Below are 22,599 nucleotides of genomic sequence, written 5' to 3'. Positions count from 1 at the left end.
CCACAATTGACATCACATACTTCCACAATATACATACATTTGCGATGTAGAACTGCTCGCGATCGTTCACAAGTACAACTTACAGTTAGCCATTATCTGCCGAAGTTCGAGACTTTATCTATACTTTATAAGCAATAACCAACAGTTGAGGAGCATCAAAACCACCCTGAAGCACAAGGTCGTGTACGATCTGCCATCCCTTTCGAGTAAACAACAATTCCCAAAACGATGGGCTGGATTCTGAGTATAGTTGTCTCCAGTAAAGCAACTCACTACGAGTCAAAAAACACTGGTCACAACGGTAATAATCTACACAAAAACCTGTTGTTTCCAGAAGCGTAAATATTTGCTCGTGAGTGAAAGCATGAAGGTGGTATGGATCAAAATGACGCGTTTCACCTAGTGGTACAGACATCATCAATATACCATTGCTAGTTAAATAATTACTGAGTTGTCTTAAAAAATAGGTCGGATTTTTTAAATGTTCTATCGTCTCAAAGGAGATAACAACGTCAAAAGGCTCTGAACACTCAAATTGCTCTGCATCAGCGCAAATGAACTCTATTCCGGGTATTTGGTAGTGTTTATTAGCATATTCCACAATCTGGGAGCATATATCAACTCCAACTACACTGCTTGCGCCTGCCACACGAAGCATTTGGCTACCATATCCACTGCCACATGCTATATCTAGAACTCTTTTTCCCAAGACATACTTAGTTGCAGTTTCGTAGCGTCCAAGATGTAGCTCCACGATCTTGCGACTAGCCGAATCGTTAGCCATGCGTTTGGGAATCAAGCGTTCCCAAGTTACAGCCAGGTTATCCAAAGCTTCAACTGAACTGCTAATAAAGTTACTCATATAATTTACGGTTAACAAAGCGCTAGTGTTTTATTGTGAGAGTTTTCAATTATACATAGCTGCCAGTAACCCTAACCCTGCCTTCACACCAAGTACTCTTGTGTACGATCTAGCTAGGGTGTTGATTTTGTTGGAAATACCATCAGAATTTCTCATGTAATTTTTGTGTCGTTAGCAGAACCAGATAAATGCAGAATTATTATCAGCGATGCCTCACGACAAAACCCAAAGCGTCAACGCAGACAAAAAAATAGCACATCTTCAAGGATGGCTATTTGTAGAAATTATCTAATCTAATGTTAGTTAGTAAATTGAATACACGCTCAACTACCAACTTTAGAACGGAATATCATCTGGATCTGGTTCTTCCTCTTTCACTGCTGGATAAGTAGTTCGCTCATAATTTGTGGATTGGGGTACGGGTTCGTAAGTTTTCGTTTGGGGAGCAACGCCAACAGGATTTGTCGCTGGAGTAGGTGCTGGACGTGGTGACTCGTAACTGGGAACCTCTTTCTGTGCTGGACGAGATGCTGATGGTTGTCGAGGAGCAGTTTCAGTAAATGATGGAGTTACGTTTGTTGAGGGTAATGGATCGGTATTAAAACTACCTCCAACAGATTGAATTTGTTGTACTGTCAATTCAGCGCGTTTTTCTTTAAAACCTTCTTGACGATCGACAGTATTCATAGTTAAACGTCCTACCAAGATGACGCGATCGCCTTGGTGGTAATTTTGCTGAATTTCTGTCGCTAAATTCCCCCAGCCGACAACTTTCAGGGTGGCTGGCGGATCTTCTGGTTTCTGGGAATTGGGAAACTGCACCAGCATTTCCGTAACTCCCAGATTATCGGCTGTGTAGCGGAGTTGCGGTTCGTTAATAATTTCTGCCATCAAAACGCAGCTGTTCATTAAAATTACTCCTGACTGCAAAAAGTACTGATTGAAAAAGAGAGGTTTTTCTATGTAGTGCCAATTAATATCTAGATAGGTTTAATTTTTTGCATTTTTTAATAATGTTTGAACAACTTTTCTACATTTATTTTGAGAATAGAATTCAAGAGTCAGAAGAACACTTGATGAATGAATATATCAATCATACTAAAATCCTTATCAATTCTGACTTATGACTCATTTCGGCTACGCTCGACGACTACCTGGGTGCTGAATTCTTTTTAGTCATTTCTAGCATAAAAGCCAAGCGATCGCTTTGAACAGCATTGTGTATGCCGCCCGCCACCTTCGCTTGACTAAATGAGCATTGAATTCTGCATGGAGTAGTATAATTGTACCACCCATTGATCAAATAGAAAAAATTCTTGGCAAACATTAAGCCTTGATGTGAACTGGAAAAACACCCAAGGCAATCAACCTGGCTGGAAGGTCGCGCAAGATGGGTAAGCGCAAAAACCCAGGTGGTACAAAGGTGCGATTTGAGGTGATAACCGGGGCCAATACCCGCTTTTGGATAAAAGTTTGAAACGCCTGAATAATGCGTGTGGGCAATTCGCGTTGACGTTGTACTTTTGCTAGGTCGCTAAGTTGTACTTGTCGGTTCTTGAGCGGTTTGCTGAGTACATTCGCTGCAACGACAGCATCTTGAATCGCGTAGTTAATCCCAACTCCACCCACAGGGGACATTATATGAGCTGCATCACCAATGAGTAATAGTCCTGGACGATACCAGCGTTTGACGCGGCTGGACTCTACTGAAAGAAAAGCTACTTGTGACCAGTCATGTAAATTTTGAATGCGTTGCTGGAATTCTGGTACTACTTCCACAACCGATTTTTTTAATTCCTCCAAACCCGCAGCCCTTAGTTGTTGATAGCCTCCCTTGAGGATGACATCGGCAACTTGCCACTCATCACCACGGTCAAGCATGGCGATTAGCTTACCTTGACCAAAGCGCCCCATTCCCCCTTCAGGGTCTTCTGGCTGACGCGGTAGGCGAAACCAGAGGACATCCATTGGCGGCGAAGTTTCGATTGATTCAAACTCACCCAAGTGGCGTAAACGTGAGTGGCGACCGTCTGCACCCACTGTCAGTATTGCGCGAATTTCATGCCAACCACCGCCTCCTCGATAGCGGACACCTTGAATTACTTCATTTTCACTAATTAATTCCTGCACATTCGCACCCATTACTAGATGGAAATTAGGATATTTTTGTGCTTCTTGGGTGATGAACTCCAAGAATTTTACCTGGGGAAGCATTGTAATGTAGGGATAATGGGTTTTCAGATGGCTAAAATCTGCGAATGTGAGAGTATCTTGAGGAGTTTGAATACTAATTTGGCGCATTTTGGTATGGGGAAGTTCTAACAAGCGATCGCTTAATCCCAATTCCTCCATAATTTCCATCACCGATGGATGAATTGTATCGCCGCGAAAGTCGCGATCGAAGTCTTTGTGTGCTTCCAGCAGCATCACCGAAATGCCTTGACGCGCTAACAACAGCCCCAATACTGCTCCTGCTGGCCCTCCACCCACAATGCAACAATCTGTAGTTTGTACGTCTACAATGTCATGGACAGGATTAATACTTGGGTCTTGAGAAAGATTTTTAGGTACATCGGTAGTCATCACAACACCTCTTGATAGCCCTAAAATTCAGGATAGTTTGCTTTTGATAATGCAAGCTGTTTTTTTAACTTTTCGTATTTACCCTGAAGGTGTATTATGATGGGCGCTAAACTGTCATTGGTCATTAGTCATTAGTCATTAGTCCAAATCCAATGCCCAATGACGCCACTTGCTCCACTTGGTGAGCGAGTCCGGTCTTGTTGTTTCAACAAAGAGGAACTCGCGAACCCGAAGGGGGAGACCCCAAGACCGCAGTGGCTCCCCCATGCCCAATGCCCAATCCCCAATGACAATAATTAGTTGTGTCCCAAGTTATTTTAGAAAACGTTTATAAAAGTTTTTCCTCGCGTAAAGGGGAAAGTGTTACCTCACAAACCCAATCTCCTCTCACGCCTGGGGAAAAAATCGATGTAGCCCAAGAGCGGGCGGAAAGTGTCAATGTCTTGCGACGGATTAACCTGACGATCGCAGATGGCGAGTTTATGGTGCTGGTAGGGCCTTCTGGATGTGGTAAAAGTACCTTGCTGCGGTTAATAGCCGGGTTAGAAACGATGACTGGCGGTAATATCTGGATAGGCGATCGCTTGATCAATGACTTACCACCCAAAGAACGCGACATCGCAATGGTGTTTCAAAATTACGCCCTTTATCCTCACATGACGGTGTATGACAACATCGCTTTTGGGTTACGCCGCAGGGAAAGCAGGGGAGCAGCACTTCGGCTACGCTCAGTGACCGAGGAGCAGGGGAGCAGAGGAGATACTTCCTCGTCTCCTTATTTTCGGACGTGGGCGGAAAATCTTTTTGTAGGAGCGACCAGAAAGTTACCTAAAGGATTGCGCTACACTTCTGACAAAGAACGGGCGGTGGATGAACAGGTGCGTAGTGTTGCTCAACTGTTGCAAATCGAAACATTGTTGAATCGCTTACCCAAACAACTATCTGGGGGACAAAGACAACGGGTTGCATTGGGAAGAGCGATCGCACGTGACCCCCAAGTATTCTTAATGGATGAACCGCTTTCTAACTTAGATGCCAAACTACGGGCAGAAACCCGCGCTCAAATTGTCAAATTGCAGCGCCAATTGGGGACAACAACAATTTACGTTACCCACGATCAAACAGAAGCTATGACAATGGGCGATCGTATTGCGATTATGTCTGAGGGTAAAATTCAGCAAGTTGCTTCTCCCTTAGAACTTTACAACCGCCCAGCCAATCTTTTTGTAGCAGAATTCATTGGTTCACCACCGATGAATTTTATTCCTGTAGAATTTCATGCCCCGCAGTTGATTACTCGTTCCCAGTTTCGTTTCACCCTCCCAGAAGTTTGGGGAAAAGCTTTACAAAAATATGATGGGAAAACTCTAATTTTAGGCATCCGTCCAGAACACTTTAACTTGAGTATGCCTGCAACCAAAAATCTACCAGTGCAAGTAGATTTGGTAGAGAATCTCGGCAATGATTCCTTTCTCGCTGTTAAGATTGCCGAACCAGGATCTAAACCTAGTACTACAGCGAATTACCTACAAGTGCGAATACCACCAGACCGATTTGTACAACCTGGTGAGCAACTTTGGTTATCGCTAACCCCAGAGAAAATTCACTTTTTTGATCCAGAAACCGAGTTAGCAATATTTCCCTAATACTATCCGCGCCTAATTGGTAGAATACGCACCCTAGATTGAGCTTGGTCAACAGTGACCAATGCGCCTATTTCTAGTGAAGACTCAAACTGATTCACGGCTGAAATAACTAGATTTTCAATACTATTCGGCAAAACATCCTAGGTACGAACCTGAATAACACTGGGAGTATCGGCACCTGTGGCAGCTAGTAAGGAACCGAAGTCTAAATCGTGAGTAAAGACGATATATTCATTAGTTCTTGCCCACTGCATAATTATTGAATCTTTCTCGCGGGGATCGCCAACTGTAGACCAGTGGACAGCGGAGATATTGTACCTCTCAAAAACCGCAACCCAATCAGGAGAAAGGTTCATATCAATCGAAATTTTCATGCACTTCTAAGAGGGACTTCAATCTCTTCAGCCCGCCATGCAGCGTAGGCAAGTGCCTCATAGATGTCGGCTTCTTCGAGGTAGGGATATGCCTTGAGGATGTCGCTATTACTGTGTCCAGATGCTATTAACCCGACGATGGTACCAACAGTAATACGCATTCCCCGAATACAGGGTTTGCCACCCATCACTTCAGGATTGCGAGTAATTCTAGTGAGATTTTGCATAATTTTTGTAGAGTATTATATTGAGCATTTTAACTTTCACAAGTGCGATCGAATTGGTAAAAAAGTGCTTTCAACTGTAAAGTAGCGATGCCTACGGCGGCAAGCTACACACCCCATTACACCCCAAATTTCATCGGTGTGTAGCCGTAAGGCTTTTCGTCAGACATCGCACCTCAAAGTTACTAATTTATAGAAGTGCTAAAAGATAGTGCAGATGCTTCTAGTAAATGCGGATGGTGACTTTGCCAAAAACTCAAAATTTGTTCGCCAACCTGTTGAGGATAAAAATAGTGAAAAAAATGATACCCTTCTGGGTATTCCCAGAGTTTATCTTCTGGCTTGAACCAATTTAACCAGTCATGCAATACAGTTGAGTTGACTACCGGATCGCTCTTGCTACCACATACCATCATTGGCATAGAAACTCCACCTTTGGGTAAATAAACCAACTTAAATAAAGAGTGTGACGTGGGAGATTGTTCTAAATCTTTATCTAAGGCAGCTACTAACTTTTTAGTGGTATGAGGTGGTTGATTGCCAAATAGACTGCGAACGGTACTTGCTAGAATTAGTTCACGGCTGATGCTAAAAAGTTGTCGTTGAAAGTAATAGTGAGCCTGCCAATTGTTTGCAGGTTGAGCAGCTACAGCTAGCAGAGTGAGCGATCGCACTTTTTGCGGAAATCGCCGCGCAAAGGTTAAGGCGATCGCACCACCCATAGCATGTCCTGCTAAATGCACGGGGCCGCGGCATTCCAAAAATTCATACAGTAAATCTACAGCTTGATCTATGGAACTGGCTTCATCTTTAGTTTGCTGATATTCCCACTGAGCAATATTTATATAACTAGATAAATATTCAAGTAATGGTTTATCAAAACGCTGCAAAACAGGACTGGCACTTAACCATAAAACATCAAATGAATCAGACATAAATACCTATAACTTCTAAATTATCAATTGCAATAAAGGCGCACAGCTAGCTGTACGCCCTAAATCTCTACAAACCAAATTCTTTCTTTAACTGAGCAACCCAAGTTTTAATTCGCTCGTCTGTTAAATCAGATTGACTACCTTCATCAAGTGCCAATCCGACAAACTTGCCATTTCTCAAAGCTCTAGAATTCTCAAAATCATATCCCTCGGTTGACCAGTAACCAACAGTTTTGCCGCCCCGTTGGGAAATCTTTTCTTCCAGAATTCCAATTGCATCTTGGAAGTTATCGGCATAACCATATTGGTCTCCATCACCAAAATAGGCAACTAGCTTTCCACTAAAATCTATTTCATCTAGATCGGAGAAAAAGCCTTCCCAATCGCTCTGAAGTTGACCAATATCCCAAGTAGGAGAGCCAATAATCAGCAAGTCATATTCATCAAAAGTGCTACTATCCGCCTCATAAATGGGATGTAATGTTACAACATCACCACCAAACTCATCCCGAATTTTTTCAGCATCAGATTCAGTGTTACCAGTTTGAGTCCCGTAAAACAAACCAATTTTTTTTGACATATTGACACCTGAAAAATAAATAGTTGTGTGCTCTGCTGAAAAGTCGCCCTGAGAGGTTGGTTAATCTGCCCATCAAGGCATCTACTCCAGTGTTTGAACAGCCACGCAAGTCAAAAGCGTTATCTTTTCAGAAAGTTTGCAAATAGCTGAAATACATGACCCGCTTAATGAGTATTAGTCTCAATAACTCTGAAGATATACTACCAGAATAATTGAGAGTCTTTTTCATTTAGATGGGTAAACTTTTGTTAAGTATTTCAGGAAACAAACCGAAAACTAGACGAGGCAGCAAGAATTCTCATACCTTAATTGGTCAAAAACTTCGCACTGACTCGAATAGGAGTATTGAGATGAACGCCTGAACAAAAGAGTTTAGACTAAAAGCGATACAAGACTCGATCTTGCAGAAGTTATGCGATCTTGTCCTTTGGCTGCTTTAAATACGGTAACTCAATCAAGTTACCGTATTTTTATATTAAGAGTGAATAACGCACTCTGCAAGAAGATAGTTTAAATCAAACGGAAATTGCCCCTTATGCCAAAAGACTGGTTTGAATGGCACGATCTCTACAATAGTGAACACCAACATTGCAGCAGCGACTGCAAATTGTTCGGGAATATATTTCTCATAGCTTGGATGCATCTTTACCGGGAATCATTCGTGTAGTCAGTGTTTGCGCGGGTGATGGGAGGGATTTATTCGGGAACGCTATCAAAGCACTCCTGTGCAAAAGATGTGTACGCACGACTTGTTGAACTTGTCTAGATTACAATTACTGAAAAAAGTAACTGTTCGTTAAGCTATGACAAATTTGGAATTGATCATTTTTGATTGCGATGGTGTGTTGGTAAATAGTGAACCGATAGTGAATCGTATTTTTGCCGAAACATTAACTGAAGGTGGATTGACAATCACCTATGAAGAAGTCACCCAACAATTTATGGGGAAGTCATTGGCAACTTGTTTGGAGATTATTAAGAAAACCTACGGAAAACCAGTTCCTGCTAAATTGCTTGAACGCTGTAAGGAACGAGAAATCGCTGCATTGCAACAAGAACTCCAAGCAACTGAGGGAATTGCTGCCGTTTTAGAACAGATTACATTGCCAAGATGTGTAGCATCGAACAGCAGTCCTCGGCATATTCAATTCGTTTTACAATTAACGGGATTGTTGCATCAATTTGATGGCAAGCTATATAGCTCTCATCATGTTGAACGCCCTAAGCCCTTTCCTGATGTGTATCTGTATGCGGCTAGCCAAATGGGTAAGACTCCAGAAAATTGTTTGGTAATCGAGGACTCGGTAACGGGGGTGCAAGCAGCATCTGCCGCCCGAATGCAGGTATTTGGTTATACTCCACGAAGTAATCAAGGCAATTCTTCGCATCACGATGCTTTGATTGCCGCAGGAGCAAAGCTAGTTTTTGAGGATATGTATCAATTGCCGATTTTATTGAAATTGTGGAAGTGATTTTAAAGTTTTTGTGGGATATCACTTAAGGTTTACTGAACCCAGGACAATCACCTTATTCATTCTTATACTGTCCAATTTTCTGAAAATTTAGGATATATTGTTGACGACTTTTTTAGCTTAGGTAATCGCCTAGAGTCTGATGAGTCACATTTTAAAAATAAGTGTATTTTGTCAATACGCCCAAATGTAGAAATAAACGACCAATACCTGAAAGTATTCAGTTTACTCTAACTAAATTTCTCGAATTTGGATAGTGGACAGTTCAACTTTAGAGGCATTATTTTGTAACGGAAAAACAACGAGGCTCCGACCAATTTTTCTTCCGAACGCCTTCTCAAAATCTTTTGACAACTACCTTACAGCCTTAATTTGTGACGAATGGGCGGGTGGTCAAGATAATTCGTAGTTCGTAATTAAAGAATTCAATTACGAATTACGAACTTGTACTGAGCGTAGCCGAAGTATTACGAATTACACTTCGGCGGGTTGATATTCTTGTTGTCTTTCCACAAAAGTCTGAACACGGGTGCGGTAGTTTCTCACAGTCTCATCTACCCATTCGCGATCGTTGCTATTTGCATACAAATGCACCAGTGGTTCGCTGGCATCTGGTAAAACTAACAGCCAACTGTCATCGTAGGGTTGACAAATTTTCACTCCATCAATTAATTCTAGATTTTGGGCTGGGTGAGTTTCTACCAAGTAACGCATTAAAGCACCCTTAGCTGTCCACGGGCAACGGACTGTATAACTTTTGTGAATTACACGAGGCAATTCTGACCGCGCCGCAGCAAGCGATCGCTCCTGGATAGTCAACATCTCAATTATCTTGGCAATGCAAAACATGGAATCAAATCCCGGATGCAGTTGCGGGAAAATAAAACCAGTATCTCCACTACCTCCCAATACCACATTCGGGTTTTTCTGGCAAGCCTCCATTAAAGCTGTAGGGTTGGCTTTAGTGCGAATCACTCTACCATCATGGCGACGGGCGACTTGTTCAATAGCACTAGAAGCATGAACTGGTACAACTACTGTTCCTCTGGGGTTAGCAGTTAATATCATGTCTACCATCAATGCTGTTAACATTTCCCCGCGAATTGGGTAGCCGGATTCATCAACTAAAATTAGCTGTTCTCCATTAGCGGATACTTGCACACCAAAGTTAGCTTTTAATGCCTCCACTACATGGCCTAACTGAGTCAGCAATCCTTCGCGATCGGTGATTGACATTGCCGTTTTATTGACACTGGCATTCAATACCACTGCATCAGCGCCAAATTTATCCAACATTTGGGGTAAAACTGCCCCTGATACTGCATAAACATAGTCAATCACCACTTTTGCCCGACTGTTGCGGAGTGTATGAACATGCAATAGTTTCTCAAAAGCAGTGCAGTAGCGCTCCATGACTTGGCTGGGGTAAGATACATCGCCAATTTCATGAATTAGCGCCCGCCGCATATCTTCCTTAAAGTAAGCCCCTTCAATTTTCTTTTCCAGGGCTTTGGTGATATTAATGCCCTTGGCATCCATGAATTCAATCAAAATGTAGTCAGGGCGATCGGGGTGTACCCGGACGTGGATACCACCAGCTACCGACATTGTGGGTATAACTGTACGGGCGATGGGGATAGCTGTAGCATCAAGGTTTTGAATGTCAACACCTACCGACATTAAACCTGCAATCAGCGATCGCGTCACCATCCGAGAGACATTACGCTGGTCGCGGGAAACCGTTACTTTAGAACCAGGTTTCAAAGTAGAACCGTAAGCAGCTCCCAATTTCACGGCAAATTCTGGAGTAATGTCGATATTAGCTAATCCTTGAACACCACGTTGACCGAATAAATTTCGTTGGGCAGTGTTCCCCCAAATTAAGTTAATGTTTAAAACTGCTCCTGACTCAATCTTTTTACTGGGCCAAACGCGCACACCAGGGCTAATTTGGGCTTCTTCTCCTACCGTAGAAAGCGAACCTACAACAGCAGCTTCTAATACATGGGCGCGGCGGTCTACACGAGTGCCACGGGAAATTACACAGGCAGAAAGATGTGCTTCATCGCCAATAAATGCCCCATTCCACACGATGGGACGTTTGAGATTAGCATCAGCGCCAATAGTGACATTATCCCCAATTACGGTTCCTGCCTCAATCTGTACTCTTGCCCCAATACGGCAATTGTCACCAATCACAGCCGGGGTTTCAATCACAGCCGTGCGATCGATGTAAGTATTTTGACCTACCCATAATTCATGAGAAACTTCTTTATAGGCAAAATCCAACTGGACTTTTCGATCTAACGCGTCATACTGAGCCTCACGATAGGCATCTAAGTGACCGACATCACACCAGTAACCTTGAGCAATGTAACCATACATTGGCTCATCTTTTGCTAGCAGTAAGGGGAATAAGTCTTTAGAAAAGTCACATTCAACGTTTGCTGGCAAATATTCCAAAACTTCTGGTTCGAGAATATAAGTACCAGTGTTGACGGTATCAGAAAAAATTTCACTACTAGAGGGTTTTTCTAAAAATCGCCGAATCCGGGCTTCCTCATCAGTAATCACCACTCCAAATTCAATCGGGTTGGGAACCCTGGTTAAAATCAAAGTAGCTTTTGACTGTTTTTGTTTGTGATATGCGATCGCCCCCGTCAGGTCAAAATCTGTTATGCTATCCCCGCTAATCACTAAAAAGGTTTCATCAAGAAGTTCGGCAATGTTTTTTACACAGCCTGCTGTACCCAAAGGTTGGTCTTCTTCGACAGCATAAGTCATCTGAACGCCAAAATCGCTGCCATCTTGAAAATAGTCTCGCAAGACATCAGGTAAATAATGCAATGTTGCAATAACTTCTGTAATTTGATGTCGTTTGAGGAGATTGATAATATGTTCGGCAATTGGTCGATTTAGAATCGGCACCATCGGTTTTGGCAGATCGCAAGTCAACGGGCGAAGCCGCGTTCCCGAACCCCCCGCCATCAGTACTGCACGCATAAATCCTCCTTAACTAGTTACAGCTTTCGCTATTTGAAAAACGTGTCAGATATATTTTGTTTTTCTTTCTCTAGTCTCCTATGGATATTGAGATTTGAGGAACTTCCACAAGATGCATATAGATTGGGGATTGGGGATTGGGGATTGGGCATTGGGGAGAAACTTGTTCAATATTTCTCCCTGTTATCTTTCTCATCCCCCCAGTCCCCAGTCCCCAGTCCCCAGTCCCCAGCTTATTGGCAATGATAAAGTTCATATTCGTAGCCGTCTACGGGTGGCAAAGATTGAGTATCAGATATAACACATGTTTTCACGGTTTCTGCTACGGGTGCGTGAAAGTTTACCAGCCACAAGTCAAAAGGTCGTGGTAATTTTTTTAAAGTATTTTCCAGAGCAATGGTGGAAGCATTCGGATCTCGATCTTGATGAGCAAGGAGAAACAGGGGATTTTGGAGTGAATTTGCACGTTTAATCTCCCTCGCGACTCCCATCATTTCCCCAGTGTGTACATAAGTTTTGTGGGTGGTGGCAATCAGTACTGGTTTTGGGGATGTTTGTTGAATTAGTTGCACAAACAGGTCAGGACGATAATATTTTTGATAGCCGAGATTGCAAACTACTGTAACTGCACTGAAAAATCCCATTAACCAAATTAATATTACGGCTTTTTTCCCGTTTATTCCCCATTTCCCTATGCTTGTTATCCCATTTTTCCCTGGCTCTGTTTCCATCTGGGGAGGATGCCAACAAACTGCGAGACTTGCACCTAGTAAAACCACGATCGCAGGAAAGTAAACAAAGTTATATCTAGCACCTCTGGTGAGGTCAATACCCAAAAAGTACGTAAAGATAAAGAATATTGCGATCGCACTGATAACGACTCCAGCAAGTACCTGAATCATCATCCGGCTTTCTGGGTGCTGTAGTTGAATTTTAATCCCACGCAGCAAAATTGGTACTGCCCAAATAAAGAAAGTCAGCATCACTATTCCAGAAGGAATCACAATCAAAGCTTGAGAAGATTCAACTGGTAATAGGGAAATCATGGCAATCAATGTTCCTAAAGCTTGAAAAATTGGGCTTAACCAATCTAGTCCAACGCGCGAACCTCGAATCCACTCGGTCAAAGCACCACGATTTTCATTCTCTAACAAGGTTGGTATCCAAATTAAACCCGCTACACAAGTACCTATGACAACGGCATAGATGCGCCGCCAAGGAGGAGAGAAGAAAAGAGAAAATTTGCTGCTATTTTGCAATTGAAGCCAAGCCAGAAAAATCAAAACTACGACTTCTGTGCAAAGGGTAATGCTGAAAAAATAATGAGTAGCAATACCTAAAGCATTAATTCCTATCCAGAAAAGTGCTACCCATATAGGTAAAGATGTGCGGTTTTGAATATGACGTGTGGCAATTACTAAGCAGGTGAGGGAACCAATTACCCATAAGATTGCCAAAGTGTAATGACGCGCTTCTTGTGCTAAAAATACGCCATAAGGTGATACTGCCATCATCGCAGCAGTCAAGTGTCCCACTAATGACGAACGAAACGCTACTCTACCTAATACGTAAACACACGGAATGGAGGCAGCACCGAATATCGCTGGTAGCAATCGCGCACCAAATAGCGATATTAATCCTCCATCGCTGTTAAATAACTTCATCCACAGGTAAGCCAGCACAAAATACAGTGGTGGATGATTATCTTGTGTCGCTAAGTTATGAATGACATCACCAATAGTTGCAGCTGGGTTTAGTTGCAGTGGTTGTAATAGGATATCAGGTGCGATCGCTCGATCGAGGGGAACTGATATAAAAGTATTCCCCAAGCTAAACACCAAGGTGGCAAACTCATCAGTCCAAGGAGGCTTTGCAGTCAAGTTGATTAGGCGCAAGCTGATGCCGACAATCAACCATATTAAGATCGCCAAGAGATGAACCCAGAAAGGAGGAAGGCGATGCCAATCATGCCAATGCTTGCGTTGTGAGCCAGAGTTTTTATCTGCCAAAGGCAGGAAATGTATAGCAGATGCAGGTAGCAACGAGATAATTTGTTTGTAAAAATAAAATGCACCTTGGAAAAGAACTCTCATTGCTGGGCCTCACAGTCATGGATTTGTAGATTTGACGTTTGAGATTTAAGTTCGTTCTAAAATCTAAAAACAAAAATCTAAAGCTCAAATCCCTCGTTGTGATTATTTCACGTCTGTGACGCGCCAGCTAAGTTTCAAATTAACCCAGAAATTCCAAATGGTAGCAACTGCGATCGCGATCAACTTAGCTAAATACTGATTTATTTCCAAGATATTATAGAGAAAGTTAATTATTAAAGCTTGTAATATAACTCCTGCCAAACAGACCGCACTGAACTTCAAGAATCGCTTGAAACGCTGATGCGAAGCACGTTGCCTCTGAGAAATATCACTAAAAGTCCATATATCATTCCATAGGAAATTATTTACGATTGCCACTCCGGCCGAAAGAATCGTACTGCGGGTTAAACCTAAATGAATTACAGTACGCAGCAAGTGAAACACCGTTAAATCCACAAACACACCACTAAAGCCAACAAACCCAAAACGGACAAATCGACCGATGGGAAAATTGACTTTTCTTTGCAATCGTCCTACTTTACCTGTGGAAAGCCGCAATCGCACTAAATGGTGGATGTAATCTATATATTGCTTCCATGTCACCTTACTCTCGCCCTCTTTGCGTTCGCAAAATACATACCCAACTTCGGCAACTTGGTCTACTTTTCCCCGGCCAATTACTTCTAGGAGAATTTTATATCCAACTGGATTGAGTGTTACACCTGCGATCGCACTCCGACGCACCATAAAATAACCACTCATCGGATCAGTAACTCTGCCCAATACCCCCGGTAAAATTACCAAGCCTAACAACTGAGCGCCACGAGACAAGAAACGCCTAACAACACTCCAGCTACTAACACCGCCTCCTTCTACATGACGGCTAGCTACTGCCAAATCTGCTCCCTGTTCAATATTATGCAACAGTTGTATTAGTACCTCTGGTGGATGCTGCAAATCTCCATCAATCACTCCCAACACACTGCCTGTCGCTGCTTGCCATCCACGAATCACTGCTGAGGATAGCCCCCGTTCCTGTTGGCGTCGCATCACTCGCAACTGGGGGTATTCTGTCGTTAAAGATTGCGCTATCTCCCAGGTTCGGTCTGGGCTATCATCATCTACCACTATTAGTTCATACTTTCCTGCGATAGATTCATCCAGTAATTTACTCAATATGCTGACTACATTCTTAATATTGTCACGCTCTTTATAAGTAGGAATTACTAGAGAAAGATGAATAGAATTATCATCTGTATCCACGGGGTTGGGGGGCAACTCTGAAATCTTTAGCGGGCCGGTTGATACTGTTAACAACGAGTTCGATGAGTTTGTTTTCATATTCCAAATTGCAAAACGAGGGTGTGTAAAGTCCGTGGAAAATAGAATCAAACATCTGGTGACTTTATTGATTGAACCTAGTTACTCAAAAGTTGAGGAATCCTTTTGTTACAGTTAGTTGCCCTGAAAGTTTAGTAATTTCCGCACTTTGATTTCTAGTATTTTCCTAAATTCATCTAAATTTTACATCTTACCCCTTATTTTTATGATATTATACGAAGAATTACGTATTTTTAGCAAAGCCTAATGTACTTTTAAGTAAACTAAGTCAGCAAATATACAGTTTATTCAGCATATTTTTATAATTTTTTAATGAGACTACAGGAAATATTAATTTAGTATGGAGTATCGGAAATTTGGTTAATGTGCTTATACATTATTGTTTTTACATCAAGGTAAAAATAAAGTGCGAATGTTGATTACATAAGCTCGTTCCACCCATAAAAACTTATTTTTTGATGCAATAAGGAATTAATTAAACACTACAAAACCAAAAAATCAAAACATCTTTTGGAGAAGTAGTTATAGCTATTTCTTAAATGTAAGAATAGCTATAAATTCCTGTTTTATTTTTGAAAAAACGAACTACTCCATAAGGTAAGAGGTAGTTAAATTTTATTTACGATCTCTTTTTCGGAGTAATTTGATCGACAAAATGAGACGAGATAAGTACAGTCCCATTCTGTCAACGTTTAGCAATATAAAAAATCAGTTTAACAAAAATTAATATGTTACTAAATAAGTATAGTATTTAGTAGAGACTCGATTGAAAATATGTCAAAAGTAACATTGTAAAATCCCCCGGTAGGGCATTGCAAAAAAGAGAAAAATTTTGTTTGTTATTAAAATGATGGCGTAGTTTTATTGCTTGTTTTGAATAAATGAACCTCTAAAAATACAGGGTAGATCATGCATATTCCTGATGGATTTGTTTCTATTCCAGTGGCCGGGGCTACTGGTTTAGCGAGTGTGGCAGCGTTATTTGTTGCCTTCGGGCGATCGCAAGAGGCTTTTGGTATTCGTCGTGCCCCGATACTGGGATTAACCACCGCCTTTATTTTTGCTGCCCAGATGATCAATTTTCCAGTAGCAGGAGGTACTAGTGGTCACTTGTTAGGGGGAACCTTAGCTGCGATCGTTTTGGGCAGTCCTTGGGCTGGAACGTTGTGTCTTGCCACAGTTTTAATTATTCAAGCCGTGTTATTTGCTGATGGTGGCATTACAGCCTTGGGAGCAAACATTTTTAACATGGCAGTAGTTGGGGTTTGGGTTGGCTGGGTTTTAACCGAAACCTTGCAACGGCTGTTTGGAGGGTCTAAAGGGCGCTTACCCTTGGCTGCTGGGATCGCCGCTGGTGTGAGTGTAGTGGTAGCTGCGATCGCTTGTGCCATTGAATTAGCCCTCTCTGGAACTGCACCGGTAGCGATAGTTTTACCAGCCATGACTGGTGTGCATATTTTGATTGGTATTGGCGAAGGAATGATTACTGGGGGTGTGCTGACTTATCTGGCCACCGCTCGACCAGATTTGTTACCAGGCGAACAGCACGAGTTTCGTGGCTGGTCGGTGCCTATTGTCACCATTTTCTTGATTGCGGGAGTCCTGTCACTCTTTGCCTCAGCATGGCCCGATGGTCTGGAGAAAGTTGCCGAAAACACTGGCTTCATTAACTTAGCCGAGAAAGTACGGATAATTGTGCCGACTCCCTTAGCTGACTATGGAATTGAGGGTTTGGGGCCAATTGGCACTAGTATTGCTGGACTGGTGGGAGCTGCGGTTTGCTTTGCTGTTGCCTTTGGAATTGCCAAGGTAGTGAAACCGAATAATGCTTAAACTTTCCTTACCGCTACGCTTACAACTGTCTCTAGCGATCGTGGTGGGAGCAGCTTTATTAAAGCATCATGCCTGGTATGGACTAAGTGTATATGGCGCGATCGCACTTTTATGGGCTTGCTTCTTGCGCGTACCAATTCGCCAATTGGGAGGATTACTCGGCACAGAATTGATTTTTTTGTCATTGCTAGCATTGCCCTTGGGATGGGAACGAGCCAGTTTTTTGCTAGTTCGTTCGCTGGTTTGTCTGGTGACGATGAATAGTTTTTTGTTAACCTTACCGCCCCACAGTTTCGGCATTGCCCTGAAAACATTACCAGTACCAGCACCTTTAAAGGAAAACTTGTTATTAGCTGGGCAATATATGGAAATTTTGCTCTCAGAAGTAACGCGAATGCGGCGCAGCGCCCAACTACGCGGTTTGAATGGAACTACAGGATGGTTGCGCTATGCCAGTGCAGCCATGATTGGAGCTTTGTATCTCCGCAGTCTAGATCGAGCAGAGCGAGTCTATGCGGCAATGGTAGCTCGTGGTTACAACGGACAATTACCCATAGATTCTACCCTTAGACCAAAAGAACGTTTTGCCTTATTACTAGCTTGGGCGATCGCTGCTAGTGTAACTCTAACTTCTTACAAGATTTAACCCACTCGTTAGTACAGACGCGACTAATCGCGTCTCTCACTAAAACGCGATTAATCGCGTCTCTACTCCCTTACATATTGAGTTTGTAAATTTTGAAATCATTAACTTCTAATCCTCAATTATCAACCGATAATCCCCATGCAGCCGTAGTCGAGGTTAAGAACCTGGTGTATGCATATTCCCACCAGGAGCCAGTATTACAGGAAATATCTTTTACCTTGAACAAAGGCGATCGCGTTGCATTGATGGGAGCAACAGGTTCTGGAAAAAGTACCTTGTTGGAGAACTTAATCGGCTTAAAACAACCGCAATCTGGGAAAATTACCATTAATGGCATTCCCGTAGAACCACAAACTTTACCCCAAGTGCGTCGTCAAATTGGCTTTAGCTTCCAAGATGCCAACGACCAACTATTTATGCCGACTATCTTAGAAGATATTACCTTTGGGCCACGTAACTATGGAATCAAAGCAGCAGAGGCTAGCGATCGCGCTAGGCAGTTATTAGCTAATTTTGGTCTAGAAGCTTACGCCAATCGTTCCGCCCACGAACTTTCTGGTGGACAAAGACGCCTAGCCGCCCTAGCCTCAATTTTAGCCCTAGAACCAACAATTCTAATTTTGGATGAGCCAACTAACGGTCTCGATCCAGCATGGCGTCGTCATTTGGGGCAAGTATTATTAAAGTTACCTGTGCAAGCAATTTTAATTGCTTCCCACGATCTAAATTGGTTAGGCAGAGTCACTCAACGCGCTTTGGTACTGTCTGGTGGTCGTATTCAAATAGACAGCGATATTCAAGCACTGTTACAAGATGGTGCTACTTTAGACCAGTTGGGTTTGCCGATAGATTGGTGATTTGGGCATTGGGCATTGGGCATTGGGCAGGGGAGCAGGCGAGAAATTACAGTAAGTTTTTCCTCCTTGCCCCTCTGCCCAATCCTCTCATTTACCCGTAATATTGGATACTATATTGTGGGTTTTATTGCTGTTGGGGTGTTAATGTCTGTTTTACGTAAATATACTGTTCTTGCTCCTGTGAGCCTAAGTATTGCTTTGTTAGTTGCTAGTTGCAGTGACAATAAAGTTTCTCAGTGTCAGCGACTAATTCGAGTTGTGAATGCTGGAACTTCTCTAATTGATAAAAATAAAGGAACGCAAGTGATAACTAGCATACAGCTATCTAAAGATTTAGACTTTGTAACTAAATCCATTGGAGAACTGAAGCTAACAGATCCGAAGCTGAAAGAATTTCAAAGCAGTTTTGTGAAAATTTTTCAAAATCTTAGTCAAGCGATCGCCAAAGCAGGTAAAGCGCTTGGTGCAACCAAGACAGCACAAGCCTCAGAATCTGGCAGAGAAAAAATCCAAAAGGCTAGAGCCGAAATTGATTCAGCACTGACAACAGCTACAACTCTTGGCAAACAGTCAGATACATTAGTGAATCAGATGAATAAGTATTGTAGCGAGCCAGAATAATCTATCTGGGGCATTGGGCATTGGGCATTGGGCATTGGGCATTGGGCATTGGGCATTTTTGAATTTCCTCCTACTCTCTTGCTCCTCTGCCCCTCTACTCCCCTGCTTTCCCTTGACACTCCGATACAGGGTAACTTTTATCACTTTTTTTCCAAAAAATTTCCTGATATACACCAACTTTATCTGTCAAAAGAAGTATTGGTGCAAGTCAAATGAAATACCAGGAGTGATATGAGTCTACTGATGGCGAGTGTGCTGACAACAGTGCCAATATCTGCGGTAAATTTACCAGAAAAGTCCGTAATTCTGCCAGAAAACCCGGTGCAGCAGTCAACACAGGATAATTTATCTCAAGTTGTCTCACCTGCTGAAATTACACCACCTGAATTCGTGCAACCAGATATAACCACCTCGTCAGCAATAAAAAATAAGTACGAGAATATACTTAGAAAAAGTAGAGACAAAATTCAACTTATCAGTTCACCTAACTTACCTAAATTAAAAGATACTCAACCTGTAACAGAAGTTGTACAGAACCAGGTAAGTACAGAAGAATTTTCCCCATCTTCTCATCCTCCAGACTCAGACAACCCAATGTCTCAAGTTACCTCAGTATCGCAACTCCAAGACGTGCAACCCTCCGACTGGGCTTTTGGTGCTTTGCAGTCTTTAGTAGAACGCTATGGCTGCATTGCGGGATACCCGGATGGGACTTATCTGGGAAATCGCAGTATCAGCCGTTATGAATTTGCGGCTGGTTTAAATGCTTGTTTGGAGAAGATTAACGATGCGATGCCTGCGGTGGTCACTGAGCGCAGCCGAAGTGCGGGCTACGCCTACGCTAACAATAAAATAAATACTGTTAATAATGAAGATTTAATCTTGCTGCAAAGATTGCAAGGCGAATTCAAAGCAGAGTTGCAGCAATTACAGCAGCGTATCGAGGTTGTGGAAAAGCAGACTAGTGAATTACAAGGAAATCGGTTTTCCACAACTACTAGGTTATTTGGTCAAGCAATTTTTAGCGTCCAGGGAACCAATAGCCCCGATGTCGATTTATTTCCGAGAGATGGAGTACCTGAACGCCAGGGAAAAACCAATCTGACTTTCACAAGTAGCGCCCAACTAACCTTAGCAACTTCATTTACAGGGCGAGATTTGCTGTTAACAGGGTTGTCTGCGGGTAATTTGGGTTCTAATGCATCGTTGTTATCTACCAATATGGGGCGGTTGGGATTTGAGTCAAATACAGACAACAATCTAGTTGTTAGTGACTTATCTTATCGATTTCTCGCCTCGCATAACTTGGGAATTGTCGTCGGTACGGCGGGAGTCAATCCAATCAACACCTTTCGCGGTATTAGCCCTTTAGAAGGTTCTAGCGATGGTGCAATTTCTCTATTTGGTCAGCGGAACCCGATTTTAAGTATTGGTAACGGCAGTGGTGGTATAGGCTTTGACTGGCAGATTAGCGATCGCATTAGTTTGCAAGGCGTTTATAGTGCCGAAATACCCAATTTTCCTGGCGACACCAAGCAGGGCGGACTATTTGGTGGTAGATATACTGCTGGCGCTCAGTTAAGTTTAGCACCCACAAATAACATCGATGTCGGCGTACATTATCTTTATTCCCACTCCCCAGATGGCTTATTGGGAGGTGGTATTGGCGATTCGCAACTGATTTCACCTTTTGCAAATCCTACAGCTTTCGATACTCAAGCAATTGGTGCTACCGTTGCTTGGCGAATTAACCCTAACTTACATTTGGGCGGTTGGGGCGGCTTTACTTCTTCCAAGCCATCTAACCTTTCTGGAAGTGTAGAAACTACTAACTGGATGGTGTTCGCGGCTTTTCCTAATTTGTTGCGTCCTGGGAATTTAGGGGGCGTTCTCGTTGGACAACCGCCCAAAATTACTTCCAGTACTTTACCCGACGGCTTCAATTTTCCCAACTTTTCTGATGGGGGGACAGCAGGTGGACGTAGTGACACATCAATTCACGTAGAAGTTTTTTACCGCGCCCAACTGAGCGACAATATCGCCTTGACTCCAGGCTTATTCGTTATTTTCAATCCCGATCACAATGCCGCTAACGATGCATTAATCGTTGGGACATTAAGAGCAAGTTTCCGGTTTTAAGTTTGTACTGATGTAGATGTAATAAAATACGCTGTTCTACTACCGATTAATTCAGTATTAGATGCTTTCATTACCTTATGAGAGCAAGGAAAACTCGTGCGTGTTTTATTTGATACGTGATTAAAGGAGCAAGTTTTTCATGAAATTAAATTCATCAGTTCATTTGGGTTGTTTTCTTGTTAGCAGCAGTTTAGCCGCAGTCTTCATCGGTTTAAGTGGAACAAATGCTTCGGCTCAAATCACAATTCAAAGCACTGGTACATTATCGGGTACTATCCAACTTCCGAGAAATAATCCCAATTTCAATCAAAGCACTACTCGCATTGATACAGACGACACGGGAACTTACTCGCGGAACTTAGGTACTAAGAACAATCCTAATTATGTTCCTATATACAAGTCAGACTATGTGCAGGTACAAACACGCTCTGATGGTAGTCTGCATTATTTTGTTGACTTTAAAGGCATTCCGATTGTCTCCTTTAATGGCGTTCTCACTTCGCCGATTCTCTCTGGCGGTGAGTTGACACCCTATAAATACCAAGGACAATTGGCAGGAACCACATTTCAAGGAGTAGTTCAGGATGAATTTAATCTCACAAAAGCCTTATACACTGGTACTGTCACCGATCCAAACACTGGAAACCAGTATCAGGGCACTTTTGAAGTGAGTGGATATGGAGTGCGATATAGCGATCGCAATGGTAGCGCCACCCCCACAGTCTTTGATTTCAAATCCGATCTCCCAGGTTCGCCAAAGGTGACATCTTTGGAAATGACTAACGCACCCCTGGCAAGAATACAAATCAAAGTACCTGCAACTGCAACTCTCATAACTCCTACACCAACTACTGGTAACGGTAGTAGTACACCCACTCCCCCACCAGTAATTAGCAGTGGTAGCACACCCACTCCCCCGCCAGTAATTAGCAGTGGTAGTACACCCATTCCTCCATCAGTAATCGATGGAAGTGCGATCGCTCCTACACCTGTAGTTAGTGGTGGTAGTGCGATCGCCCCTACACCTGTAGTTAATGGTGGAAACACATTCACTGTTTCGCCAATGGTTGATGGCGGTAACACATTTACTGTTACACCAATAGTTGATAGTGGCGCTTCCTCGACACCTACAACGTACACATCTGGGTCGAATTCACCATCAATTTCTACTACACCTAATATGGAATTGAGTAACGGTAATTCCTTAGAGGTAAATCAAGTAGTTGTCAACCCTGCAACCCTTGTTCAAGCCGCTTGTTCGCAAGATTCTGCCAAGAGTTGTACAATGCCCACTTTACCAAAACAAGCGATCGGCCCTCGTAGTCGAGTGCTACTGCGTTAGTTAGGGACTTTTCAATCAAAAATATCCAACTACTTCTTGTGGGGTGGG

The 22,599-nt window shown here is 42.7% G+C and carries 18 protein-coding genes; 8 read left to right on the top strand and 10 right to left on the bottom strand.

Annotated features, from left to right (window positions below):
* Positions 1-118: 118 nt before the first annotated feature.
* The 3 genes from RMY64_RS05380 to RMY64_RS05370 all read right to left on the bottom strand — a co-directional run bounded on the left by RMY64_RS05380 (position 119) and on the right by RMY64_RS05370 (position 3,445).
* The gene (locus RMY64_RS05380) at positions 119-862 is read right to left on the bottom strand and encodes a class I SAM-dependent methyltransferase (protein WP_322675168.1); all 744 of its coding nucleotides are present in this window, start codon (positions 860-862) and stop codon (positions 119-121) included.
* Positions 863-1,198: 336 nt separating this feature from the next.
* Positions 1,199-1,771: a single-stranded DNA-binding protein gene (locus RMY64_RS05375; RefSeq protein WP_322699499.1), complete on the bottom strand. Its 573-nt coding sequence runs from the start codon at positions 1,769-1,771 to the stop codon at positions 1,199-1,201.
* Between the two features lie 417 nt (positions 1,772-2,188).
* Positions 2,189-3,445, bottom strand: coding sequence for an FAD-dependent oxidoreductase (locus RMY64_RS05370; RefSeq protein WP_322699498.1), 1,257 nt, complete (start codon positions 3,443-3,445; stop codon positions 2,189-2,191).
* 302 nt (positions 3,446-3,747) lie between these two features.
* Between RMY64_RS05370 and RMY64_RS05365 the strand changes: the two genes are divergently transcribed.
* Positions 3,748-5,091 (top strand): ABC transporter ATP-binding protein, encoded by a 1,344-nt coding sequence (locus RMY64_RS05365; RefSeq protein WP_322699497.1) that lies wholly within the window; start codon positions 3,748-3,750, stop codon positions 5,089-5,091.
* Between the two features lie 140 nt (positions 5,092-5,231).
* On the opposite strand, the gene RMY64_RS05360 is transcribed toward RMY64_RS05365, so the two are convergent.
* The 4 genes from RMY64_RS05360 to fldA all read right to left on the bottom strand — a co-directional run bounded on the left by RMY64_RS05360 (position 5,232) and on the right by fldA (position 7,204).
* Positions 5,232-5,465: a DUF5615 family PIN-like protein gene (locus RMY64_RS05360; protein ID WP_322675172.1), complete on the bottom strand. Its 234-nt coding sequence runs from the start codon at positions 5,463-5,465 to the stop codon at positions 5,232-5,234.
* A complete protein-coding gene (locus RMY64_RS05355; RefSeq protein WP_322685343.1) occupies positions 5,462-5,692 on the bottom strand; it encodes a DUF433 domain-containing protein in 231 nt (76 codons plus the stop codon). Before RMY64_RS05355 ends, RMY64_RS05360 begins: the two co-directional genes overlap by 4 nt.
* Positions 5,693-5,874: 182 nt before the next feature.
* The gene (locus RMY64_RS05350) at positions 5,875-6,624 is read right to left on the bottom strand and encodes an alpha/beta fold hydrolase (RefSeq protein WP_322699496.1); all 750 of its coding nucleotides are present in this window, start codon (positions 6,622-6,624) and stop codon (positions 5,875-5,877) included.
* Between the two features lie 67 nt (positions 6,625-6,691).
* Positions 6,692-7,204, bottom strand: a complete 513-nt coding sequence (fldA, locus tag RMY64_RS05345; RefSeq protein WP_322699495.1) for a flavodoxin FldA — start codon at positions 7,202-7,204, stop codon at positions 6,692-6,694.
* 803 nt (positions 7,205-8,007) lie between these two features.
* On the opposite strand from fldA, the gene RMY64_RS05340 reads away from it, so the two are divergent.
* Positions 8,008-8,676, top strand: coding sequence for an HAD family hydrolase (locus RMY64_RS05340; RefSeq protein WP_322675177.1), 669 nt, complete (start codon positions 8,008-8,010; stop codon positions 8,674-8,676).
* A 474-nt stretch (positions 8,677-9,150) separates the two neighbouring features.
* Here RMY64_RS05340 and RMY64_RS05335 read toward each other — a convergent pair whose 3' ends face one another.
* The 3 genes from RMY64_RS05335 to RMY64_RS05325 form a co-directional block, all read right to left on the bottom strand.
* Positions 9,151-11,679 carry a mannose-1-phosphate guanyltransferase gene (locus tag RMY64_RS05335; protein ID WP_322675178.1) on the bottom strand — a complete coding sequence of 843 codons (2,529 nt, stop codon included), beginning with the start codon at positions 11,677-11,679 and terminating at the stop codon, positions 9,151-9,153.
* 233 nt (positions 11,680-11,912) lie between these two features.
* Entirely contained in the window at positions 11,913-13,772 is a 1,860-nt protein-coding gene (locus RMY64_RS05330; RefSeq protein WP_322699494.1) for a glycosyltransferase, read from the bottom strand.
* A 102-nt stretch (positions 13,773-13,874) separates the two neighbouring features.
* Positions 13,875-15,113 (bottom strand): glycosyltransferase family 2 protein, encoded by a 1,239-nt coding sequence (locus tag RMY64_RS05325; RefSeq protein ID WP_322699493.1) that lies wholly within the window; start codon positions 15,111-15,113, stop codon positions 13,875-13,877.
* A 909-nt stretch (positions 15,114-16,022) separates the two neighbouring features.
* Here RMY64_RS05325 and RMY64_RS05320 point away from each other — a divergent pair.
* From RMY64_RS05320 to RMY64_RS05295, 6 genes are all read left to right on the top strand, one after another.
* Positions 16,023-16,946 (top strand): energy-coupling factor ABC transporter permease, encoded by a 924-nt coding sequence (locus RMY64_RS05320; protein WP_322685337.1) that lies wholly within the window; start codon positions 16,023-16,025, stop codon positions 16,944-16,946.
* Complete coding sequence (locus RMY64_RS05315) at positions 16,939-17,592, top strand: energy-coupling factor transporter transmembrane protein EcfT (RefSeq protein ID WP_322699492.1); 654 nt, start codon at positions 16,939-16,941, stop codon at positions 17,590-17,592. The genes RMY64_RS05320 and RMY64_RS05315 overlap by 8 nt, the downstream gene beginning before the upstream one ends.
* Positions 17,593-17,684: 92 nt before the next feature.
* On the top strand, positions 17,685-18,449 hold the full coding sequence (locus tag RMY64_RS05310) for an ABC transporter ATP-binding protein (protein WP_322685336.1): 765 nt from the start codon (positions 17,685-17,687) through the stop codon (positions 18,447-18,449).
* Positions 18,450-18,593: 144 nt separating this feature from the next.
* Positions 18,594-19,070, top strand: coding sequence for a hypothetical protein (locus RMY64_RS05305; protein ID WP_322670689.1), 477 nt, complete (start codon positions 18,594-18,596; stop codon positions 19,068-19,070).
* Between the two features lie 231 nt (positions 19,071-19,301).
* Positions 19,302-21,209, top strand: a complete 1,908-nt coding sequence (locus RMY64_RS05300) for an iron uptake porin (protein ID WP_322670690.1) — start codon at positions 19,302-19,304, stop codon at positions 21,207-21,209.
* A 139-nt stretch (positions 21,210-21,348) separates the two neighbouring features.
* Complete coding sequence (locus tag RMY64_RS05295) at positions 21,349-22,551, top strand: hypothetical protein (RefSeq protein ID WP_322699491.1); 1,203 nt, start codon at positions 21,349-21,351, stop codon at positions 22,549-22,551.
* Positions 22,552-22,599 lie beyond the last annotated feature (48 nt).

Source organism: Nostoc sp. DedQUE08, assembly GCF_034530895.1.
Taxonomy (GTDB): domain Bacteria; phylum Cyanobacteriota; class Cyanobacteriia; order Cyanobacteriales; family Nostocaceae; genus Nostoc.
The sequence above is the reverse complement of the archived record's forward strand: the minus strand, read 5'-3'. Positions and strand labels throughout refer to the sequence as shown.